Below are 16,624 nucleotides of genomic sequence, written 5' to 3' on the forward strand. Positions count from 1 at the left end.
CACGCCAGCGCGCGGCGCCAGCGTTGGCAGCGGCGCGCGCGGCGCATCCAGCCGTCCGCACACGCCGGCGCCAGCCGAATCCGCGGCCGCGCCTGCGACAGCGCTCTACGAGAACCTCACGACCTGGAACTTCGGCAAGCTCCCCGAGCTGCTGGAAATCCGGCGCGGCGGGCAGACGCTCTTCGGCTATCCGGCGCTCGTCGATCGCGGCACGCATTGCGACGTCGAAGTGTTCGATTCGCCCGACGAAGCCGCGCGTATCCATCGTGCGGGTCTGCGGCGGCTGTTCGCGCTGCAGTTGCGCGAACCGATCAAGTATCTGGAGAAGAATCTGCCGGGGCTGCGCGAAATGGCCATGCAGTTCATGCCGCGCGGCACGCAGGAAGAGCTGCGCGATCAGCTGATCGATACGGCGCTCGACCGCGCGTGTCTGCAGGACCCGCTGCCCGACGACGACGCGAGCTTCCACGCGCGCAAGGACGAAGGCCGCAGCCGGCTGACACTGCTCGCGCAGGAGATTGCCCGTCTCGTCGGACAGATTCTCGGCGAGTATTCGGCCGTCGTGAAAAAAATGGCGCAGGCGAAGCCGTTCGCGGCGGCCTACGCGGACATGCAGGGCCAGTTGGACGCGCTGATCGGCAAACGCTTTATCGTCGATACGCCGTACCCGCAGCTGACGCACTTTCCCCGCTATCTGAAGGGAATCGCGCTGCGCATCGACAAGCTGAAAGCGGACCCGGCGCGCGACGCGCGTCAGTTCGCGGAATTCGCGCCGCTCGCGCAGCACTATCAACGGGCGCTCGCGCAGCGCGGCGGCGTGCTGGATGCGCGGCTCGCGGAATTCCGCTGGCTGCTCGAGGAACTGCGCGTGTCGCTGTTCGCGCAGGAACTGCGCACGCCGATGCCCGTGTCCGTCAAGCGTCTGTACAAGGTGTGGGAGTCGATGCAGCGTTGACGGACGAGGAGGCCTGCTATGCGCCCTGCCAATGCGCCCGCCCCGCGATGACGACGACCAGTAACGCCTGTGAGCAGGCGGCGCGCGCTGTGTGTCGCTGCGCGGACGCGGGTGATTCGCGCTGCCCGGTTTGTTGCGGATTTTCCTGCTCGGGGCACGCGATCGAGCCCGCGCGGCGGGCTGCCGCAGCGCGCTGATTTTCCTCGACCGAGGTCAACCGTTGAGCATCGCAAACGTTCTACAATGGCGGCTATCCCCTGATGTGAGTCTTCATGCGCAAATTTTTCCTGTCCGGCTTGACCAGCGCGTTCGCAGCCGGCGCGACGCTCGTCGCTTCAGCAGCGTTTTTCTCCCCCTCTGTGTTCGCCAACAACGTGATCGTGCTCAATTCGGGCGAGGCCACGCTGAGCCTGATCGACGAGGCCACGCGTCAGGTCATCGACACGGTGCCGACTGGCAAGGAGCCGCATCACCTGATGCCGACGCCCGACAATTCGTCGCTGATCGTCGCGAATTCGGTGTCGAACAACCTGATGTTCGTCGATCCGAAAACGGGCAAGCCGCAACGCTGGGTGGAGAATATCGAAGATCCGTATCAGATCGGTTTCTCGCCTGACCGCAAGTGGCTCGTGACGACGGGGCTGCGCCTCGACCGTCTCGACATCTATCACTACGACGGTCACAACATGACGCTCGCGAGCCGGCTGCCGCTCGCCGTGATGCCGAGCCACATGGCGTTCACGAACGACAGCAAGACGGTGTTCGTCACGCTGCAGGTGTCGGGCGAACTGGCCGCCGTCGATCTGGCCACGCAGACGGTCAAGTGGAAGATGAAAGTCGGCAAGGTGCCGGCCGGCCTGTGGATGACGCCGGGCGACAAGTACCTGCTGATCGGCATGACGGGCGCGGATTACGTCGCCGTGGTCGACTGGCGCAACCAGAAGATCGTCAAGACCATCATGACGGGCAAGGGCGCGCACAACTTCCGTTCGCTCGCGGACGGCAAGCATGTGGCCGTGTCGAACCGCGTGGCGAGCACGATCAGCATCATCGACGAGGACACGCTCACCAACGTCGGCGACATCACGGGCCTGATGCCGGGACCGGACGACATGGAACTTTCCGCCGACAAGCGCTATCTGTGGGTAACGTTCCGCTTTGCGAAGCACGTCGGCGTGATCGACCTGACGACGCACAAGCTGATCCAGACGATCGCCGTCGGCCGTTCGCCGCACGGCATCTATTTCTTCAACCGCGCGCCCGTCACCGCGCCGAACGGCGCCTGACACCCCGGTGGCGCGCATGGGCCGCGCGCCGCGCGACGTACATAGAGCACCATGTTCCACCTGATCGCCTCCAGTCTCGACAGCTTCATCTCGTCGATCCAGACCGCGCTGTACGTGGACGTCGTGCAGCCGTTGCTGTTTCACTTCAATCTGATGGACTACGACGAGGACACCTACGACAGCCTTTACTGGGTGATCGTCGGTGTGCTCGAGGTGCTGGCGATGTACGCGCTGCTGCGTCCGCTCGAGGCGCTGCGGCCCGTCGAGCGGTGGAAAGACCGCAAGGCGGTGCGCGTCGACGTGCTGTACACGTGGATCGCGAAGCTCGGCATTCTCAACCTGTTTTTCTTCTTTGCGCTGCAACCGTTTTTCGACGCCGTGCAAGGCTGGTTCCGGCTGCACGGCATCGCCAACATCGAGCTCGACAACTTGTGGCCGGGCGTGACGACGCAGCCTGTCGTCACGTTCATCATGTATCTGCTCGTGCTTGACTTCGCGGGCTACTGGTATCACCGCGGGCAGCACAAGATCGGCGTCTGGTGGGAACTGCACGCCGTGCATCACAGCCAGCAGCAGATGTCGTTGTGGGCCGACGATCGCAACCATCTGCTCGACGATCTGCTGCAAGCGTGTTTCTTCGCCGTCATCGCGCTGTTCATCGGCGTGCCGCCGTCGCAGTTCGTCGTGCTCGTCGCAATCACGAACCTCGCGCAGAGCGTGCAGCACGCGAACATCCGTCTGTATTTCGGCTGGCTCGGCGAGCGGCTGCTCGTCAGCCCGACGTTCCATCGTCGTCATCATGCAATCGGTTACGGCCACGAAGGGCTCAAGTACGGGTGCAACTTCGGCGTGCTGTTTCCGTGGTGGGACATGCTGTTTCGCAGCGCATCGTGGAGCCGCGAAATGGAGCCGACGGGCATCCGCGATCAATTGAGCGGCCGCCACTACGGCGAAGGCTTCTGGGCACAGCACTGGCTCGCGTTCGTGCGCATCGCGCAGCGTCTGGGCGGCAAGAAGCAGCGGCGTACGGTCTGACGGCACGCCGCGTCGGCGTCTCTTTGCGGTTGTATCCGCGCAGTATTTACGCGGACTGCGACGCGGACTGCGCGCCACCGCGCGCAATGGCAGAACGGTGGGCGCAGTGATGGCGCACGCGGGCGGCACGGCAATCGTCCATCGGCTTCGATTTGCCGGACCGTTGCGGGCCGTCCAGGCGGCTCGCAGACCGCTCGCGATCTGTTCGATCGGCACATTCAGCGGTTGTACGCCAACGTGGTTTATCCTGTCCACGTTTCTCATCGTTCCTCGCATTCCGATCACCTCATCGACTACGCATGAATGACCTCTTGCGCTCGTTCGGGCGCGCGCTTTCTTCCGTATTTCATCCACGCATGCTGTGGCTGACTTTCATGCCGTTCGCGGCGGCTGCCATCGTCTGGGGCGTGGCGTTGTGGTTTTCCTGGCAGGCGCTGATCGGCACGACGCGTAGCTGGCTCGAAAACTGGCCGCTCACGACGACGCTCTACGGCCTGTTCGACTGGCTCGGCTTCTCGTCGCTGCACGCGGCTGTGGCGCCGTTCATCGTGATTGCCCTCGCGATTCCGCTGATCGTCGTGACCGTGCTGCTGCTGATCGCAATGCTGTCCATGCCCGCCGTGATCCGCCATCTGTCCGCGCGTCAGTTTGCCGGCCTGGAGATGCGGCGCGGCGGCACCTGGTACGGCAGCGTCGTGCATTCCATCTGGACGACGCTCGTGTGCCTCGTCGTGCTCGTGATCACGCTGCCGCTGTGGCTGATTCCACCGTTCTTCGCGCTGATTCCGCCGCTGCTGTGGGGCTGGCTCACCTATCGCGTGATGACATACGACGCGCTGTCGCTGCACGCGAGCATCGAAGAACGGCGCGCGCTGGTGCGCCGGCATCGGCTGCCCCTGCTGCTGATCGGCGTGGCGAGCGGCCTGCTCGGCTCGCTGCCGACGCTGATCTGGGCGTCCTCCGTGTGGCTGATCGTGCTGTTCCCTGTGATGACCGCCGTGACCATCTGGATCTATGCTTTCATCCTCGTGTTTACGGCGCTGTGGTTCGGCTACTACTGCCTGCGCGCGCTGCAGCGGATGCGCGCCGAAGAGCACGGCTCGAACGGCCATCATGGCCCGCCCGGTTCCCTGGGCGCGCGCGGCACGGCACCCGTTTCCTACTGATACAACCGCGATACAAGGGGCAGCCATGGCATTTGGCGTCATCATCATCGGCGATGAAATTCTGTCGGGCAGACGCGTCGACAAGCATCTGCCGAAAGTCATCCAGCTTTTGAGCGCGCGCGGCCTGGCGCTGTCGTGGGCCGAATATATCGGCGACGATCCCGACCGCATCACGGCCACCTTGCGCCGCACGTTTGCGACGGGTGACATCGTGTTCTCGACGGGCGGCATCGGCGCGACGCCCGACGATCACACGCGCCAGTGCGCGGCCGCTGCGCTCGCCGTGCCGCTCGAACTGCATCCCGAAGCGAAAGTGCTGATCCAGGAGCGCATCCGCGAGATGCATCCCGCGAACTCGCCGGCGCCCGTGGACCTCAACTCGCCGGAAAATCTGCATCGGCTGAACATGGGCACGTATCCGCGCGGCGCCTCGATCATTCCGAACGGGTACAACAAGATTCCTGGTTTCTCCGTTGGCAATCACCATTTCGTGCCGGGCTTTCCCGTGATGGCCTGGCCGATGATCGAATGGGTACTGGATACGAAGTATGAGCACCTGCATCACTCGACGCCCCATGCGGAAAAGTCCTTACTCGTCTTCGAGTTGCCTGAATCGACGCTGACGCCGCTGATGGAAAAGATCGAGCACGACTTTCCGGGCGTGCGCGTGTTCAGCCTGCCGAGCGTCGGCGATGCCGAGCGCGGCGGCATCTATGCGCGCCGCCATATCGATCTCGGCGTCAAGGGCGAGCCCGAGGCCGTCGCCGCGGCGTTCGTGAAGCTGCGCGAAGGCGTGCATCTGCTGGGCGGCGATATCGTCGAGCCGGAAGCGGCGCAGGCTCAGCCGCGCCGCTAACCGGTCCGATCCAACGGGCGATTTGCGTCGCCGGATCGGCATCATCCGGATGTCACATCGCACGCGGACGATTCCAAACAAAAGCGGCGCACGTGTTCACCGTGCGCCGCATGTCTTGAGATGAGGCAGGGTGATTTCTTACGCTTGTCACGCTTGCGTGAGATCGCCTACGCGCCGATCCACGGCAACCCGCGAAAACACCATCCCGACACGGTCTTCCGATGCCCTTGGCCATCCTTGTCGCCTTCGAAGCCTTCGAGCAGATCCAGCGCCTTCGTGAAGCCCGCTTGCGTAGCAGCGATGGCGGCGAGCTTCGAGCGTGCGGCGCTGCGGCACAGCAGCAGCACGGGCGTGTCGGGCGTTGCGACCTGGCGCAGCTGATCGATGAATTCCGCGTTCGGCACGCCGCCCGGATAGCGCGTCCACTCGACGTGCGCGTATTGCCCGTCACCGACGACGGGGCGGCCGACCCAGTCCAGCTCGGCGCGCGTGCGCACGTCGACGAGACGGGTGCGCGGGTCGAGTTGGAGCAGCTCGAATGCCTCGGCAGGCGTGAGGGCGCCCGCGTACGGAAGCTGGTTGTCGACACGGCGCTTTTCAGCCTGGCTGTACAACTGTTCGAGCGTACTCATGACAGCAAATCTCCTTAGGGCCAAAAAAACATTCTAGCAAGGTGTCGGGCGGGCGCATCGGGGGCGTATCGATCGCATGAAACGGAGCGCTAACGCATTCGCCTCAAAATGGTGCGAATATGCGTTGTTGCACCAGAATGAAGTGTTAAGCGGGCGATGATTTGATGCATGCACATTCTCGGTGCGTTCCGGCGGCGGCGAGCCGCCACATTCCCGCAAACGGCGCGCGGGGATTCCCTGCGAACGCGCGTCGCCATTGGGGCTGCAACGAAATGGCGCAGCCGGAGCGAGAACATGGCACGGAAGCTGCTTTATTGGTGCCGATCAAAACTGGCCCGATGCGAGAAACGGCCAACCCTCTCTGAAATCGTGCGAGGGGTGGACGCGTCGAGGCTGGTCAGCTAGATTGGGCGGCGGCTGAACCCGCCGAATTCGTTAATCAGGAGATAGGTTATGAGTAAATCCGTGGCCGACGTCATGCAGCTCGTCAAGGACGAGGACGTCAAGTTTGTCGACTTCCGTTTCACCGACACGCGCGGCAAGGAGCAACACGTTTCGGTGCCGGTGTCGGCGTTCGACGAAGACAAGTTTGAAAGCGGCCATGCGTTTGACGGTTCTTCGATTGCCGGCTGGAAGGGCATCGAAGCGTCGGACATGCTGCTCGTGCCGGATTCGAACACCGCGTTCATCGACCCGTTCTACGAAGAATCGACGCTCGTGCTGACCTGCGACGTCGTCGAACCGGCTGACGGCAAGGGCTATGAGCGCGACCCACGCTCGCTCGCCAAGCGCGCAGAAGCGTACCTGAAGAGCACGGGCCTCGGCGACACGGCCTTCTTCGGTCCGGAACCGGAATTCTTCATTTTCGACTCGGTCCAGTGGAACACGGATCAGTCGGGCTGCTTCGTCAAGATTGGCTCGGAAGAAGCGCCGTGGTCGTCGGGCAAGGAATTCGAAGGCGGCAACACGGGTCACCGTCCGGGCACGAAGGGCGGCTACTTCCCGGTCGCGCCCGTCGACACGTTCCAGGACATCCGCTCGGAAATGTGTCTGCTGCTCGAACAGATCGGCATTCCCGTCGAAGTGCACCACCACGAAGTCGCTGGCCAGGGCCAGAACGAGATCGGCACGAAGTTCTCGACGCTGGTTCAGCGCGCTGACTGGACGCAGCAGCTGAAGTACATCGTCCACAACGTTGCGCACACGTACGGCAAGACGGCGACGTTCATGCCGAAGCCGGTCGTCGGCGACAACGGTTCGGGCATGCACGTTCACCAGTCGATCTGGAAGGACGGCCAGAACATGTTCGCGGGCAACGGCTACGCTGGCCTGTCGGAATTCGCGCTGTTCTACATCGGCGGCATCATCAAGCACGCGCGCGCGCTGAACGCGATCACGAACCCGGGTACGAACTCGTACAAGCGTCTCGTGCCGCACTTCGAAGCGCCCGTGAAGCTGGCTTACTCGGCACGCAACCGTTCGGCATCGATCCGCATTCCGCACGTCGCGAACCCGAAGGGCCGCCGTATCGAAACGCGTTTCCCGGACCCGCTCGCAAATCCGTACCTGTGCTTCTCGGCACTGATGATGGCGGGTCTCGACGGCGTGCAGAACAAGATCCATCCGGGCGAAGCTGCCGACAAGAACCTGTACGACCTGCCGCCGGAAGAGGATGCAAAGATCCCGACCGTGTGTGCCGGCCTCGATCAGGCGCTGGAAGCACTCGACGCAGATCGCGAGTTCCTGACGCGCGGCGGTGTGTTTACCGACGGCATGATCGACGCGTACCTCGAACTGAAGGAAAGCGAGCTGCAGCGCGTGCGTATGACCACGCACCCGGTTGAGTTCGAACTGTACTACTCGCTGTAATCGCTCCAGGTGGCGCTGCGCTTCGCTCGCGAAGAGCGGCGAAGCGTACGCCCCGACGCTGCGATCGGTCATGAAGGGACGGCGGCGCCGTCCCTTTTTCGTTGGATCGAAAACAGTGACGTTTTTGTGGCACAGCCAGTCGTAGCTGTACTGAACCGCGTGCGTACCGACCCGACATCAAGATGGTATTGAAGAACCTCATCAAGGCCAGAAAAGGGCATGCCGACGCACTGTCGGATGATGCGCAACTCGTCGAGTCCGGTCTGCTGCCGGGCTTCGAGGCGCTGCCCACCGTCGTGCTCGTGCTCGACAAGCGAACGCTGCGCGTTGCGTTCGCGAATCCGTCGGCTGAGTCGATGCTCGAAATGTCGCGCCGCCAGTTGACGCAAATGGCGTGGCCCGACATCTTCACGAACGGCGAAGAACTGACGGCGACCATCGCCGCCATCGCCGCCCACCGTTTTCACGCGACGCATCTCGATGCCGTGCTCGAACGCCCAGGCCACGAGCCGCTGCATGTGCATGCCGTCGTCGGCTTTCTCGAGAGCGCGCAAGACTACGTGCTGCTCGAACTGTTCGAGAACGAGCGGCATCTGCGCTCCGATCGCGAAGAGCGCATTCACGATCTGACGGCCGTCAACAAGCAGCTGATCCGCAACCTCGCGCATGAAATCAAGAACCCGCTCGGCGGCATTCGCGGCGCGGCGCAACTGCTCGAATTCGAACTCGGCGCGCGCGAACGCGACGAGTTGCGCGAGTACACGCAGGTCGTCATCAAGGAATCGGACCGGCTGCAAACGCTCGTCGACCGGCTGCTCGAGCCGCATCGTCATCCGCATATCGTCGGCGACGTGAATATTCACGAAGTGTGCGAGCGCGTGCGCGCCGTGATCCTCGCGGAGTTTCCGCGCGGCCTCACGATCGAGCGCGATTACGACGTGAGCGTCCCCGACTTGCGCGGTGACAAGGAACAACTGATCCAGGCGCTGCTGAACATCGTGCGCAATGCGGCCGAAGCGCTGCGCGAACGCATCTCGCAGGGCGATGCGCGCATCGAGTTGCGCACGCGCGTCGCCCGGAAGGTGACGATCGCGAAACGTCTTTGCAAGCTGGCACTGGACTTGCATATCGTCGACAACGGACCCGGCATTCCCGAGGACATACGCGATCGCATCTTTTATCCCCTCGTATCAGGGCGTGAGGATGGCAGCGGTCTTGGCCTGACGCTCGCGCAGACCTTCGTGCAGCAGCACGACGGGATGATCGAAGTGGAGAGCCGTCCGGGTCATACCGAGTTTCAGATTCTGCTGCCGCTCGACTGCTGACACCACACGATATACAAGACTTCTGACGGACCTATATGAAGCCGATCTGGATAGTAGACGACGACCAATCGATCCGCTGGGTGCTCGAAAAAGCACTGGCGCGCGAGAACTTCGCGACGCGCAGCTTCGCGAACGTGCGCGAAGCTGCAGGCGCGCTGGAACACGACAGCCCGCAGGTGCTCGTCTCCGACATCAGGATGCCAGGCGGCTCGGGACTCGAACTGCTGCAGACGGTGCGCGACCGCGTGCCGGGCTTGCCCGTCATCATCATGACGCGTTTTCGGATCTCGATAGCGCCGTGGCCGCGTTCCAGGGCGGCGCGTTCGAGTACCTCGCGAAGCCGTTCGACGTCGACAAGGCCGTCGAGCTGATTCGCCGCGCCGTTGACGAAAGCATGCGCGGCGAGCAGACGTGGGACGACCGCGTCGCTGAAGCGCCGGAGATGCTCGGCCAGGCGCCCGCCATGCAGGACATGTTCCGCGCGATCGGCCGGCTGTCGCATTCGGCCGCTACCGTGCTCATTACGGGCGAATCAGGCACCGGTAAGGAACTTGTCGCGCGTGCCTTGCACCGACATAGCCCACGCGCGAACGGTCCATTCATCGCGCTGAACACAGCAGCGATTCCGAAGGATCTGCTGGAATCCGAACTGTTCGGTCATGAGCGCGGCGCGTTCACGGGCGCACAGGCGATGCGTCAGGGCCGCTTTGAACAAGCTGAGAACGGTACGCTGTTTCTCGATGAAATCGGCGATATGCCGTTCGATTTGCAGACGCGTCTGTTGCGTGTCTTGTCGGATGGGCAGTTTTATCGAGTCGGCGGACACAATCCGCTGCGCGCGAACGTGCGCGTGATCGCCGCGACGCATCAGAATCTCGAATCGCGTGTGCGCCAAGGGCTGTTCCGCGAGGACTTGTATCACCGGCTCAACGTGATCCGCTTGCGTCTGCCGCCATTGCGCGAGCGCAGCGAGGACATTCCGCTGCTCACGCGCCATTTCCTGCAAAAGAGCGCGCGTGATCTGGGCGTAGAGCCCAAGCGCGTGTCGGATGAGGCGCTCGCTTATCTGACGTCGCTGCCGTTTCCCGGCAACGTGCGTCAGCTCGAGAATCTCGCGAACTGGCTGACGGTGATGGCGCCCGCGCAGACCATCGAGATCAAGGACTTGCCGCCCGATCTCGTTTCGACGCAGCAGGGCGGGTCGGAATTCGTCCCCGCTGCAGGTGTCGTTTCGAGCGAGGCCGCAGTGGGCAATGGCGGCGCGGCCAATGGCGTTGCGCCGATAACGGGCGTGTCCGTGCCGGGCGGCGGTGCCGGCATTCCGCTGCCTGTCGCCGTCTGGGAGAGCGGGCTGCGCACGGAAGTCGCAAAGCTGTTGCGCGAAAATGCGCCCGATGTGATGGACGAACTGTCGCGCCGTTTCGAAGCAGCCGTGATCCGCGAAGCGCTCGATTTCACGCGCGGGCGCAAAGTGGAAGCAGCGGAGCGCCTCGGGATCGGACGCAATACGATCACGCGCAAGATTCAGGAGTTGAATCTCGAACCGTAAGCGCCTGATGGGGTGAAGCTCGCGTTGCCGCTGCGTTTCTTTGCGCATCCGACGCTACCGCAGAGCTTCCGCCAGCAATCGACGGCAAAACGGGTCCGGTATCGCCGGACCCGCTTTTTTTCTTATCCGCGATGCAGCTTGAAGTCCACTTCCGTGGGACGGCCGTCCAGCGATAGCGTCGCGCGGGCGGCGGGCGCGCGGCTGACCACTTTCCCGCGGCTCACGACGGCAAGCCGCGCGGCTCGCAAGCGGATTGCTTCGACGGCATCGCGGGCATCGAGCACGACGAGGTTCGCATCGCAGCCCGGCGCAATGCCATAACGCTCGAGCCCCAGAATGCGCGCTGCGTTGACCGTGACGGCATCGAAGCACGCATGCATCGCATCGATGCCTGTCATTTGCGCGACGTGCAGACCCATATGCGCGACTTCGAGCATGTCGCCGGAACCGAGGCTGTACCACGGGTCCATCACGCAGTCGTGACCGAACGCGACATTGATGCCTGCCGCGAGCATTTCCGGCACGCGCGTCATGCCGCGCCGCTTCGGGTAGGTATCCGAGCGCCCTTGCAGCGTGATGTTGATCAATGGATTGGCGATGGCGGCCACGCCCGCTTCGCGCATCAACGGCAGTAGCTTGCTGACGTAGTAGTTGTCCATCGAATGCATCGACGTCAGGTGCGAGCCCGTGACGCGACCCTGCATACCGAGCCGGTGTGTTTGTGCCGCCAGCGTTTCGATATGGCGCGAGAGTGGATCGTCCGATTCGTCGCAATGCATATCGACACGCAAACCCTTTTGCGCCGCGAACTCGCACAAGAGCCGCACGGATTCCGCGCCGTCCGCCATTGTCCGTTCGAAGTGCGGAATGCCGCCGACCACATCGACGCCCATTTCGATGGCGCGCTTGAGGTTGTCGAACGCGCCCGCGCTGCGCAGCAGGCCGTCTTGCGGAAACGCGACGAGCTGCAGGTCCATATACGGCGCGACGCGGCGTTTCACTTCGAGCAGCGCTTGCACGGCGAGGAGCCGCTCGTCGCACACGTCGACGTGCGTGCGAATAGCCAGCAAGCCGCGCGCGACAGCCCAGTCGCAATACTGCAGTGCGCGCTCCACAAGCGCCTCTTGTGTCAGATGCGGTTTGAGCTCGCCCCATAGCGCGATGCCTTCGAGCAAGGTGCCCGATGCGTTCACGCGCGGCAGGCCATAGGAGAGCGTCGCGTCCATATGAAAGTGGGCGTCGACGAGCGGCGGCGTGACGAGCGCGCCGTTCGCGTCGATCTCTTCTCGCGCGGTGGCGGCGACATGCGGCGCGACATCCACGATTCGCCCCGACGCGATGCCGATATCGACAGGGCCATTCTGTTGCGCAGCGCTACGCGGCAATACGGCACGACGGATGATCAGATCCATGAGCGGCTCCTTGATATGACATCGATTCTATCGGCGGAAGACATGCGTGTGCAGTCGTTCGAATGACATAGGAAGAGTGACCGTTCAGCGTACGTCGCGAGCGCGTAGCGGAAGAGCCTGAAAAAAATTCGGCCAAATGTTTGACGGGTGCCGAATGTGTCCGTACAATTCGCTTCCTCTGACGCGGGGTGGAGCAGTCTGGCAGCTCGTCGGGCTCATAACCCGAAGGTCACAGGTTCAAATCCTGTCCCCGCAACCAGTTTCAAGGGATCGTGTCCTGCTCCACACGGCCTCAAGCACTACGCTTCAAACAGCCCGCATCGCCACAAGCGTTGCGGGCTTTTTGTTTTTTGTCCTATGCATGGCGGCGTACTGAGCACACGGGCGCGATCGCGGTAAGATTCCATCCAGCACCCGCTACAACGAGAACGAGCGATGAAATTAGCCACGTGGAACGTGAACTCCCTGAAGGTTCGTCAGCAGCATGTGATCGACTGGCTCGAACTGAGTCAGACCGACGTGCTGTGTCTTCAGGAGCTGAAGCTGCCCGACGAAAAATTTCCGCGCGCCGAACTCGAAGCAAAGGGTTATCGCAGCTGGTTCACGGGACAGAAGACGTACAACGGCGTCGGCATTCTGGTGCGCGACGGCATGAGCGTCGACGAGAGCAGCATCGTGCGCAACATTCCTGGCTTCGACGATCCGCAACAGCGTGTGGTTGCCGCCACAATTGAAGGCGTGCGCGTAATCTCCGCATATTTTCCGAACGGCCAGGCGCCCGGCACGGACAAGTTCGCCTACAAGCTGCGCTGGCTGGACGCACTGCACGACTGGGTCGCGAGCGAGCTCGCGCAATATCCCAAGCTCGCGTTGCTCGGCGATTACAACATCGCGCCGGAAGACCGCGATGTGCACGACCCGAAGGCGTGGGAAGGGCAGAACCTGGTGTCGCCGGAAGAGCGCGCGCAGTTCACGCGTCTGATCGAACTCGGGCTCGCCGATTCGTTCCGGCTGTTCGAGCAGCCCGAAAAGACGTTCACGTGGTGGGACTACCGTATGCTGGCATTCCGCCGCAACGCCGGGCTGCGCATCGACCATATCCTGCTGTCGAAGCCGCTCGCCGCCAGCTGCACACATTGCGACGTCGACAAGACGCCGCGCAAGTGGGACCAGCCGTCGGATCACGCGCCCGTTGTTGCCTTGACGGAATGACCACGGCGCACGTCGCATAAAAAAAACGGCCCGATCGCGCGTTACGCTATCGGGCCGTTGTCGTTTCAGCGGTCACTGACCAGACATCAGGCAGACCGCTCGTCCTGTCTCAGATCACTGCGTCAGATCACTGCGTCAGATCAATGCGGCACATCAATGCGGCACATCAATGCGGCACATCAATGCGCGGCGCCCGGCGCCATGCCGTTGTGACGCAGCAGCGCGTCGATGTTCGGCTCGCGGCCACGGAATGCCTTGAACGATTCCATCGCGGGACGGCTCCCGCCCACTTCGAGGATCTCCTTGCGATAACGCGTGCCCGTTGCCACGTCGAGCACGCTGCCTTTGCCCGACTGCGCGGCTTCTTCGAACGCTGCATATGCATCTGCGGACAGCACTTCGGCCCACTTGTAGCTGTAATAGCCCGCGGCATAACCACCCGCGAAGATGTGGCTGAACGTATTTGGCCAGCGTGAGAACGCCGCTTGCGGAATCACATGGAAACGCTCGTTGATCTCGCGCGCGAGATCGTTCGCGCTCTCTTTGCCCGAGGGGTCGAAGTCGACGTGCAGCTTCATGTCGAACATCGAGAACACGATCTGGCGCAACGTGCCCAGACCGCTCTGGAAGTTCTTCGCGGCGAGCATCTTGTCGAACAGATCGCGCGGCAGCGGCTTCGCGGTATCGACGTGCTGGGTCATGTCACTGAGCACATCCCACTCCCAGCAGAAGTTCTCCATGAACTGCGACGGCAGTTCGACGGCATCCCATTCGACACCGTTGATGCCCGACACGCCCAGTTCATCGACGCGCGTCAGCATGTGATGCAGGCCGTGGCCGAACTCGTGGAAGAGCGTGATCACTTCGTCGTGCGTGAAGCATGCCGGCTTGCCGCCGACGGGCGCCGAGAAGTTGCACGTCAGATACGCGACGGGCGTCTGCACGGCGCCGTTCACGGGCTTGCGGCGGGAGCGCGCGTCGTCCATCCAGGCGCCGCCGCGCTTGCCTTCGCGCGCGTACAGGTCCAGATAGAACTGCGCGACGAGTCCGCCGTCCTGGTTCTCGACGCGGAAGAAGCGCACGTCGTCGTGCCAGGTGGCCGCTTGGTCGGGGCGGATCTTCACGTCGAACAACGTCTCCGTGACCTTGAACAGGCCCTTGAGGACGATGTCTTCAGGGAAGTACTGCTTCACTTCGTTCTCGGAGAACGAATAGCGTTTCTCGCGCAGGCGCTCGGCGGCAAACGCGACATCCCACGGTTGCAGTTCGGCGAGCCCGAGCTCGCTCGCGGCGAACTCGCGCAACTCCTTCCAGTCGAGCTCGGCGTGCGGGCGCGCGCGCGTCGCGAGATCTTCGAGGAACGCCATGACCTGTTCCGGCGACTCGGCCATCTTCGGCGCCAGCGACACTTCCGCGAAGTTCCCGTAGCCGAGCATGTGAGCTTCCTCCTGGCGAAGCTTCAGGCTCTCGGCGACGTTCTCCGTGTTGTCCCACTCGGCCTTGCCGTTGCCGTACTGCGGACCGAGCTCGGAGGCGCGCGTGACATACGCGCGGTACATCGTTTCGCGCATCGCGCGGTTTTCCGAGTACTGCATCACGGGGAAGTACGACGGGAAATGCAGCGTGAATTTCCAGCCGCTCTTGAGCTCGCGCTCGGCTGCTTCGCGCGCGGCGGCGATCACATCTTCGGGCAGGCCCGCGAGGTCGTCCTTGTTCTCGACGACGTACGCATAAGCGTTGGTCGCGTCGAGCACGTGATCCGAGAATGCCTTCGACAGCGCGGCCTGGCGCTCCTGCAACTCGGCGAAGCGCGGCTTCTTGTCTTCCGGCAGTTCGGCACCCGACAGTCTGAAATCACGCAGCGAGTTGTTCAGAATTTTCTTGCGTTCGCCCGTCAGGGATTCGAAATCGCCGCTGGCGGCAAGCGTCTTGTACTTCTCGTAGAGCGCCAGATTCTGTCCGACGCTCGACCAGAATTCGGTCACGCGCGGCAGATTGTCGGCGTGCGCGGCGCGCAGTTCAGGCGTATCGGCGACGGCATTCAGGTGGCCGATCACGCCCCACGCGCGCGACAGCGGCTCGGTCGCGCGCTCGACGGGCTCGACGACGTCGTCCCACGACGCTGGCGTCGACGGCTGGCTTGCGCGGTCGACGGCGGCTCTTGCATTGGCGAGCAGCACATCGAGAGCGGGGGTCACATGTTCGGGGCGGATCTCGCCAAAGCGCGGCAGATCGGAGAAATCGAGGAGCGGATTGTCTGATGTCGATTGAGAGGTGGACATGATGCTTCCTGTCTGACGCGGTAAATGAAGCGGTAAATGAAGGCCCGGACGATGCGCATCCGGGTCTGAATATGAGGCGCGGCACATGAAACGCACGTCGCGCAAACCGCGCGCGTCGATCATGCGATGCGCTGCACGACATAGCTTGGGGCGCCGTTCGCCATTTCCAACTGTTCAAGCTTTATACGACGCAGCCCGTGGACGGTCGCCAAGGTACAGCCGTTTGGGAGACAAAGTTATCAGAACTGCCGCTCGCGCGCAGATACGGCGGGCGCAGGCATATTTGTACCAGAACGCAAGCGTGGGCAACCGCACGGTCGGGGCGGGTGTCGTCGGGCATCGTTGAAGCGTCGTCGCGCGCCGCAACATGGCGCGCATCCCGCATCCTTCCGTTGCCGCCGCGCCTGCACGGCGGCCGCCCTGCATCAGGTAGCCTTCGCGATGACTCCGCTTCCACCGACCCTGTCGCGCGCGCTCGCTCGCGACGCGAACAATTTCGACCTCGTCCGACTGATGGCCGCGTGCGCCGTCGTCTACTGCCATGCGTATACGATCCAGCGCCCGCATGCCGCCGACGGTGTCGCCGCGGCACTGGGTTTCGACGGCGCGGGCAGTCTTGCCGTGTACGCGTTCTTCCTGTTGAGCGGCATGCTGGTGAGCGCGAGCTTCGAGCATCAGCGCTCGGTGCCGCGTTTCGTCGCGCTGCGGCTGGCGCGATTGCTGCCGGCGCTTGTCGGGGCTTCGCTGGTGGCGATTTGCATCGTCGGGCGATCTTCACGACGCTTTCATTGCACGAGTACTTCGCGTCAGTGAGCATCTGGCGAAACGTCGACTATTTTTCGACGCTCGCGCTCAAGCGCGCCTGCACGCTGCCGGGCGTGTTCGACCACGACCGCTTCGGCCACGATATCTGCGCGCCGCTGTGGACGCTGCCGCTCGAAGTGCGCTGCTATCTGCTCGTGCTGGTGACGGGCATGCCAGGCCTGCTGTCGACGCCGCGACGCTGCGTGATCGCCGTGCTGCTTTGCGCGATCGCGTTTGCGTT

General features: G+C 63.2%; 12 protein-coding genes, 1 tRNA gene and 1 pseudogene. 11 read left to right on the forward strand and 3 right to left on the reverse strand.

Going from position 1 to position 16,624, the window contains the following annotated elements:
* From H3V53_RS10710 to H3V53_RS10730, 5 genes are all read left to right on the forward strand, one after another.
* A partial coding sequence (locus H3V53_RS10710) for a DUF3418 domain-containing protein (RefSeq protein ID WP_336597896.1) occupies positions 1–955 on the forward strand: 955 nt, incomplete at its 5' end.
* A 272-nt stretch (positions 956–1,227) separates the two neighbouring features.
* On the forward strand, positions 1,228–2,241 hold the full coding sequence (locus tag H3V53_RS10715; protein ID WP_419539472.1) for a YVTN family beta-propeller repeat protein: 1,014 nt from the start codon (positions 1,228–1,230) through the stop codon (positions 2,239–2,241).
* Between the two features lie 51 nt (positions 2,242–2,292).
* On the forward strand, positions 2,293–3,276 hold the full coding sequence (locus H3V53_RS10720; RefSeq protein WP_054924822.1) for a sterol desaturase family protein: 984 nt from the start codon (positions 2,293–2,295) through the stop codon (positions 3,274–3,276).
* 299 nt (positions 3,277–3,575) lie between these two features.
* A complete protein-coding gene (locus tag H3V53_RS10725) occupies positions 3,576–4,442 on the forward strand; it encodes an EI24 domain-containing protein (RefSeq protein WP_336597897.1) in 867 nt (288 codons plus the stop codon).
* Between the two features lie 25 nt (positions 4,443–4,467).
* Positions 4,468–5,298 (forward strand): competence/damage-inducible protein A, encoded by an 831-nt coding sequence (locus H3V53_RS10730; RefSeq protein ID WP_336597898.1) that lies wholly within the window; start codon positions 4,468–4,470, stop codon positions 5,296–5,298.
* Positions 5,299–5,465: 167 nt separating this feature from the next.
* Here the strand turns inward: H3V53_RS10730 and H3V53_RS10735 are convergent, their stop codons facing one another.
* The gene (locus H3V53_RS10735) at positions 5,466–5,930 is read right to left on the reverse strand and encodes a rhodanese-like domain-containing protein (protein WP_336597899.1); all 465 of its coding nucleotides are present in this window, start codon (positions 5,928–5,930) and stop codon (positions 5,466–5,468) included.
* Positions 5,931–6,383: 453 nt separating this feature from the next.
* On the opposite strand from H3V53_RS10735, the gene glnA reads away from it, so the two are divergent.
* The 3 genes and pseudogenes from glnA (at position 6,384) to ntrC (ending at position 10,673) form a co-directional block, all read left to right on the forward strand.
* Entirely contained in the window at positions 6,384–7,799 is a 1,416-nt protein-coding gene (gene glnA / locus H3V53_RS10740; protein ID WP_012400875.1) for a type I glutamate--ammonia ligase, read from the forward strand.
* Positions 7,800–7,981: 182 nt separating this feature from the next.
* Positions 7,982–9,124 (forward strand): nitrogen regulation protein NR(II), encoded by a 1,143-nt coding sequence (glnL, locus tag H3V53_RS10745; RefSeq protein ID WP_054924819.1) that lies wholly within the window; start codon positions 7,982–7,984, stop codon positions 9,122–9,124.
* A gap of 35 nt (positions 9,125–9,159) precedes the next feature.
* Positions 9,160–10,673, forward strand: a pseudogene (gene ntrC / locus H3V53_RS10750) (nitrogen regulation protein NR(I)).
* Between the two features lie 122 nt (positions 10,674–10,795).
* Here the strand turns inward: ntrC and H3V53_RS10755 are convergent.
* Positions 10,796–12,085, reverse strand: coding sequence for an amidohydrolase family protein (locus H3V53_RS10755; protein ID WP_336597900.1), 1,290 nt, complete (start codon positions 12,083–12,085; stop codon positions 10,796–10,798).
* A gap of 182 nt (positions 12,086–12,267) precedes the next feature.
* On the opposite strand from H3V53_RS10755, the gene H3V53_RS10760 reads away from it, so the two are divergent.
* Both H3V53_RS10760 and xth read left to right on the forward strand, forming a co-directional pair.
* Positions 12,268–12,344 (forward strand) — tRNA-Met (locus H3V53_RS10760).
* A gap of 176 nt (positions 12,345–12,520) precedes the next feature.
* Positions 12,521–13,297, forward strand: coding sequence for an exodeoxyribonuclease III (xth, locus tag H3V53_RS10765; RefSeq protein WP_054924816.1), 777 nt, complete (start codon positions 12,521–12,523; stop codon positions 13,295–13,297).
* 179 nt (positions 13,298–13,476) lie between these two features.
* On the opposite strand, the gene H3V53_RS10770 is transcribed toward xth, so the two are convergent.
* Positions 13,477–15,579, reverse strand: a complete 2,103-nt coding sequence (locus tag H3V53_RS10770) for a M3 family metallopeptidase (RefSeq protein ID WP_336597901.1) — start codon at positions 15,577–15,579, stop codon at positions 13,477–13,479.
* A gap of 441 nt (positions 15,580–16,020) precedes the next feature.
* On the opposite strand from H3V53_RS10770, the gene H3V53_RS10775 reads away from it, so the two are divergent.
* Complete coding sequence (locus H3V53_RS10775; RefSeq protein WP_336597902.1) at positions 16,021–16,392, forward strand: acyltransferase family protein; 372 nt, start codon at positions 16,021–16,023, stop codon at positions 16,390–16,392.
* Positions 16,393–16,624 lie beyond the last annotated feature (232 nt).

Source organism: Paraburkholderia bengalensis (assembly GCF_037126505.1).
Classification (GTDB): Bacteria; Pseudomonadota; Gammaproteobacteria; order Burkholderiales; family Burkholderiaceae; genus Paraburkholderia; species Paraburkholderia bengalensis.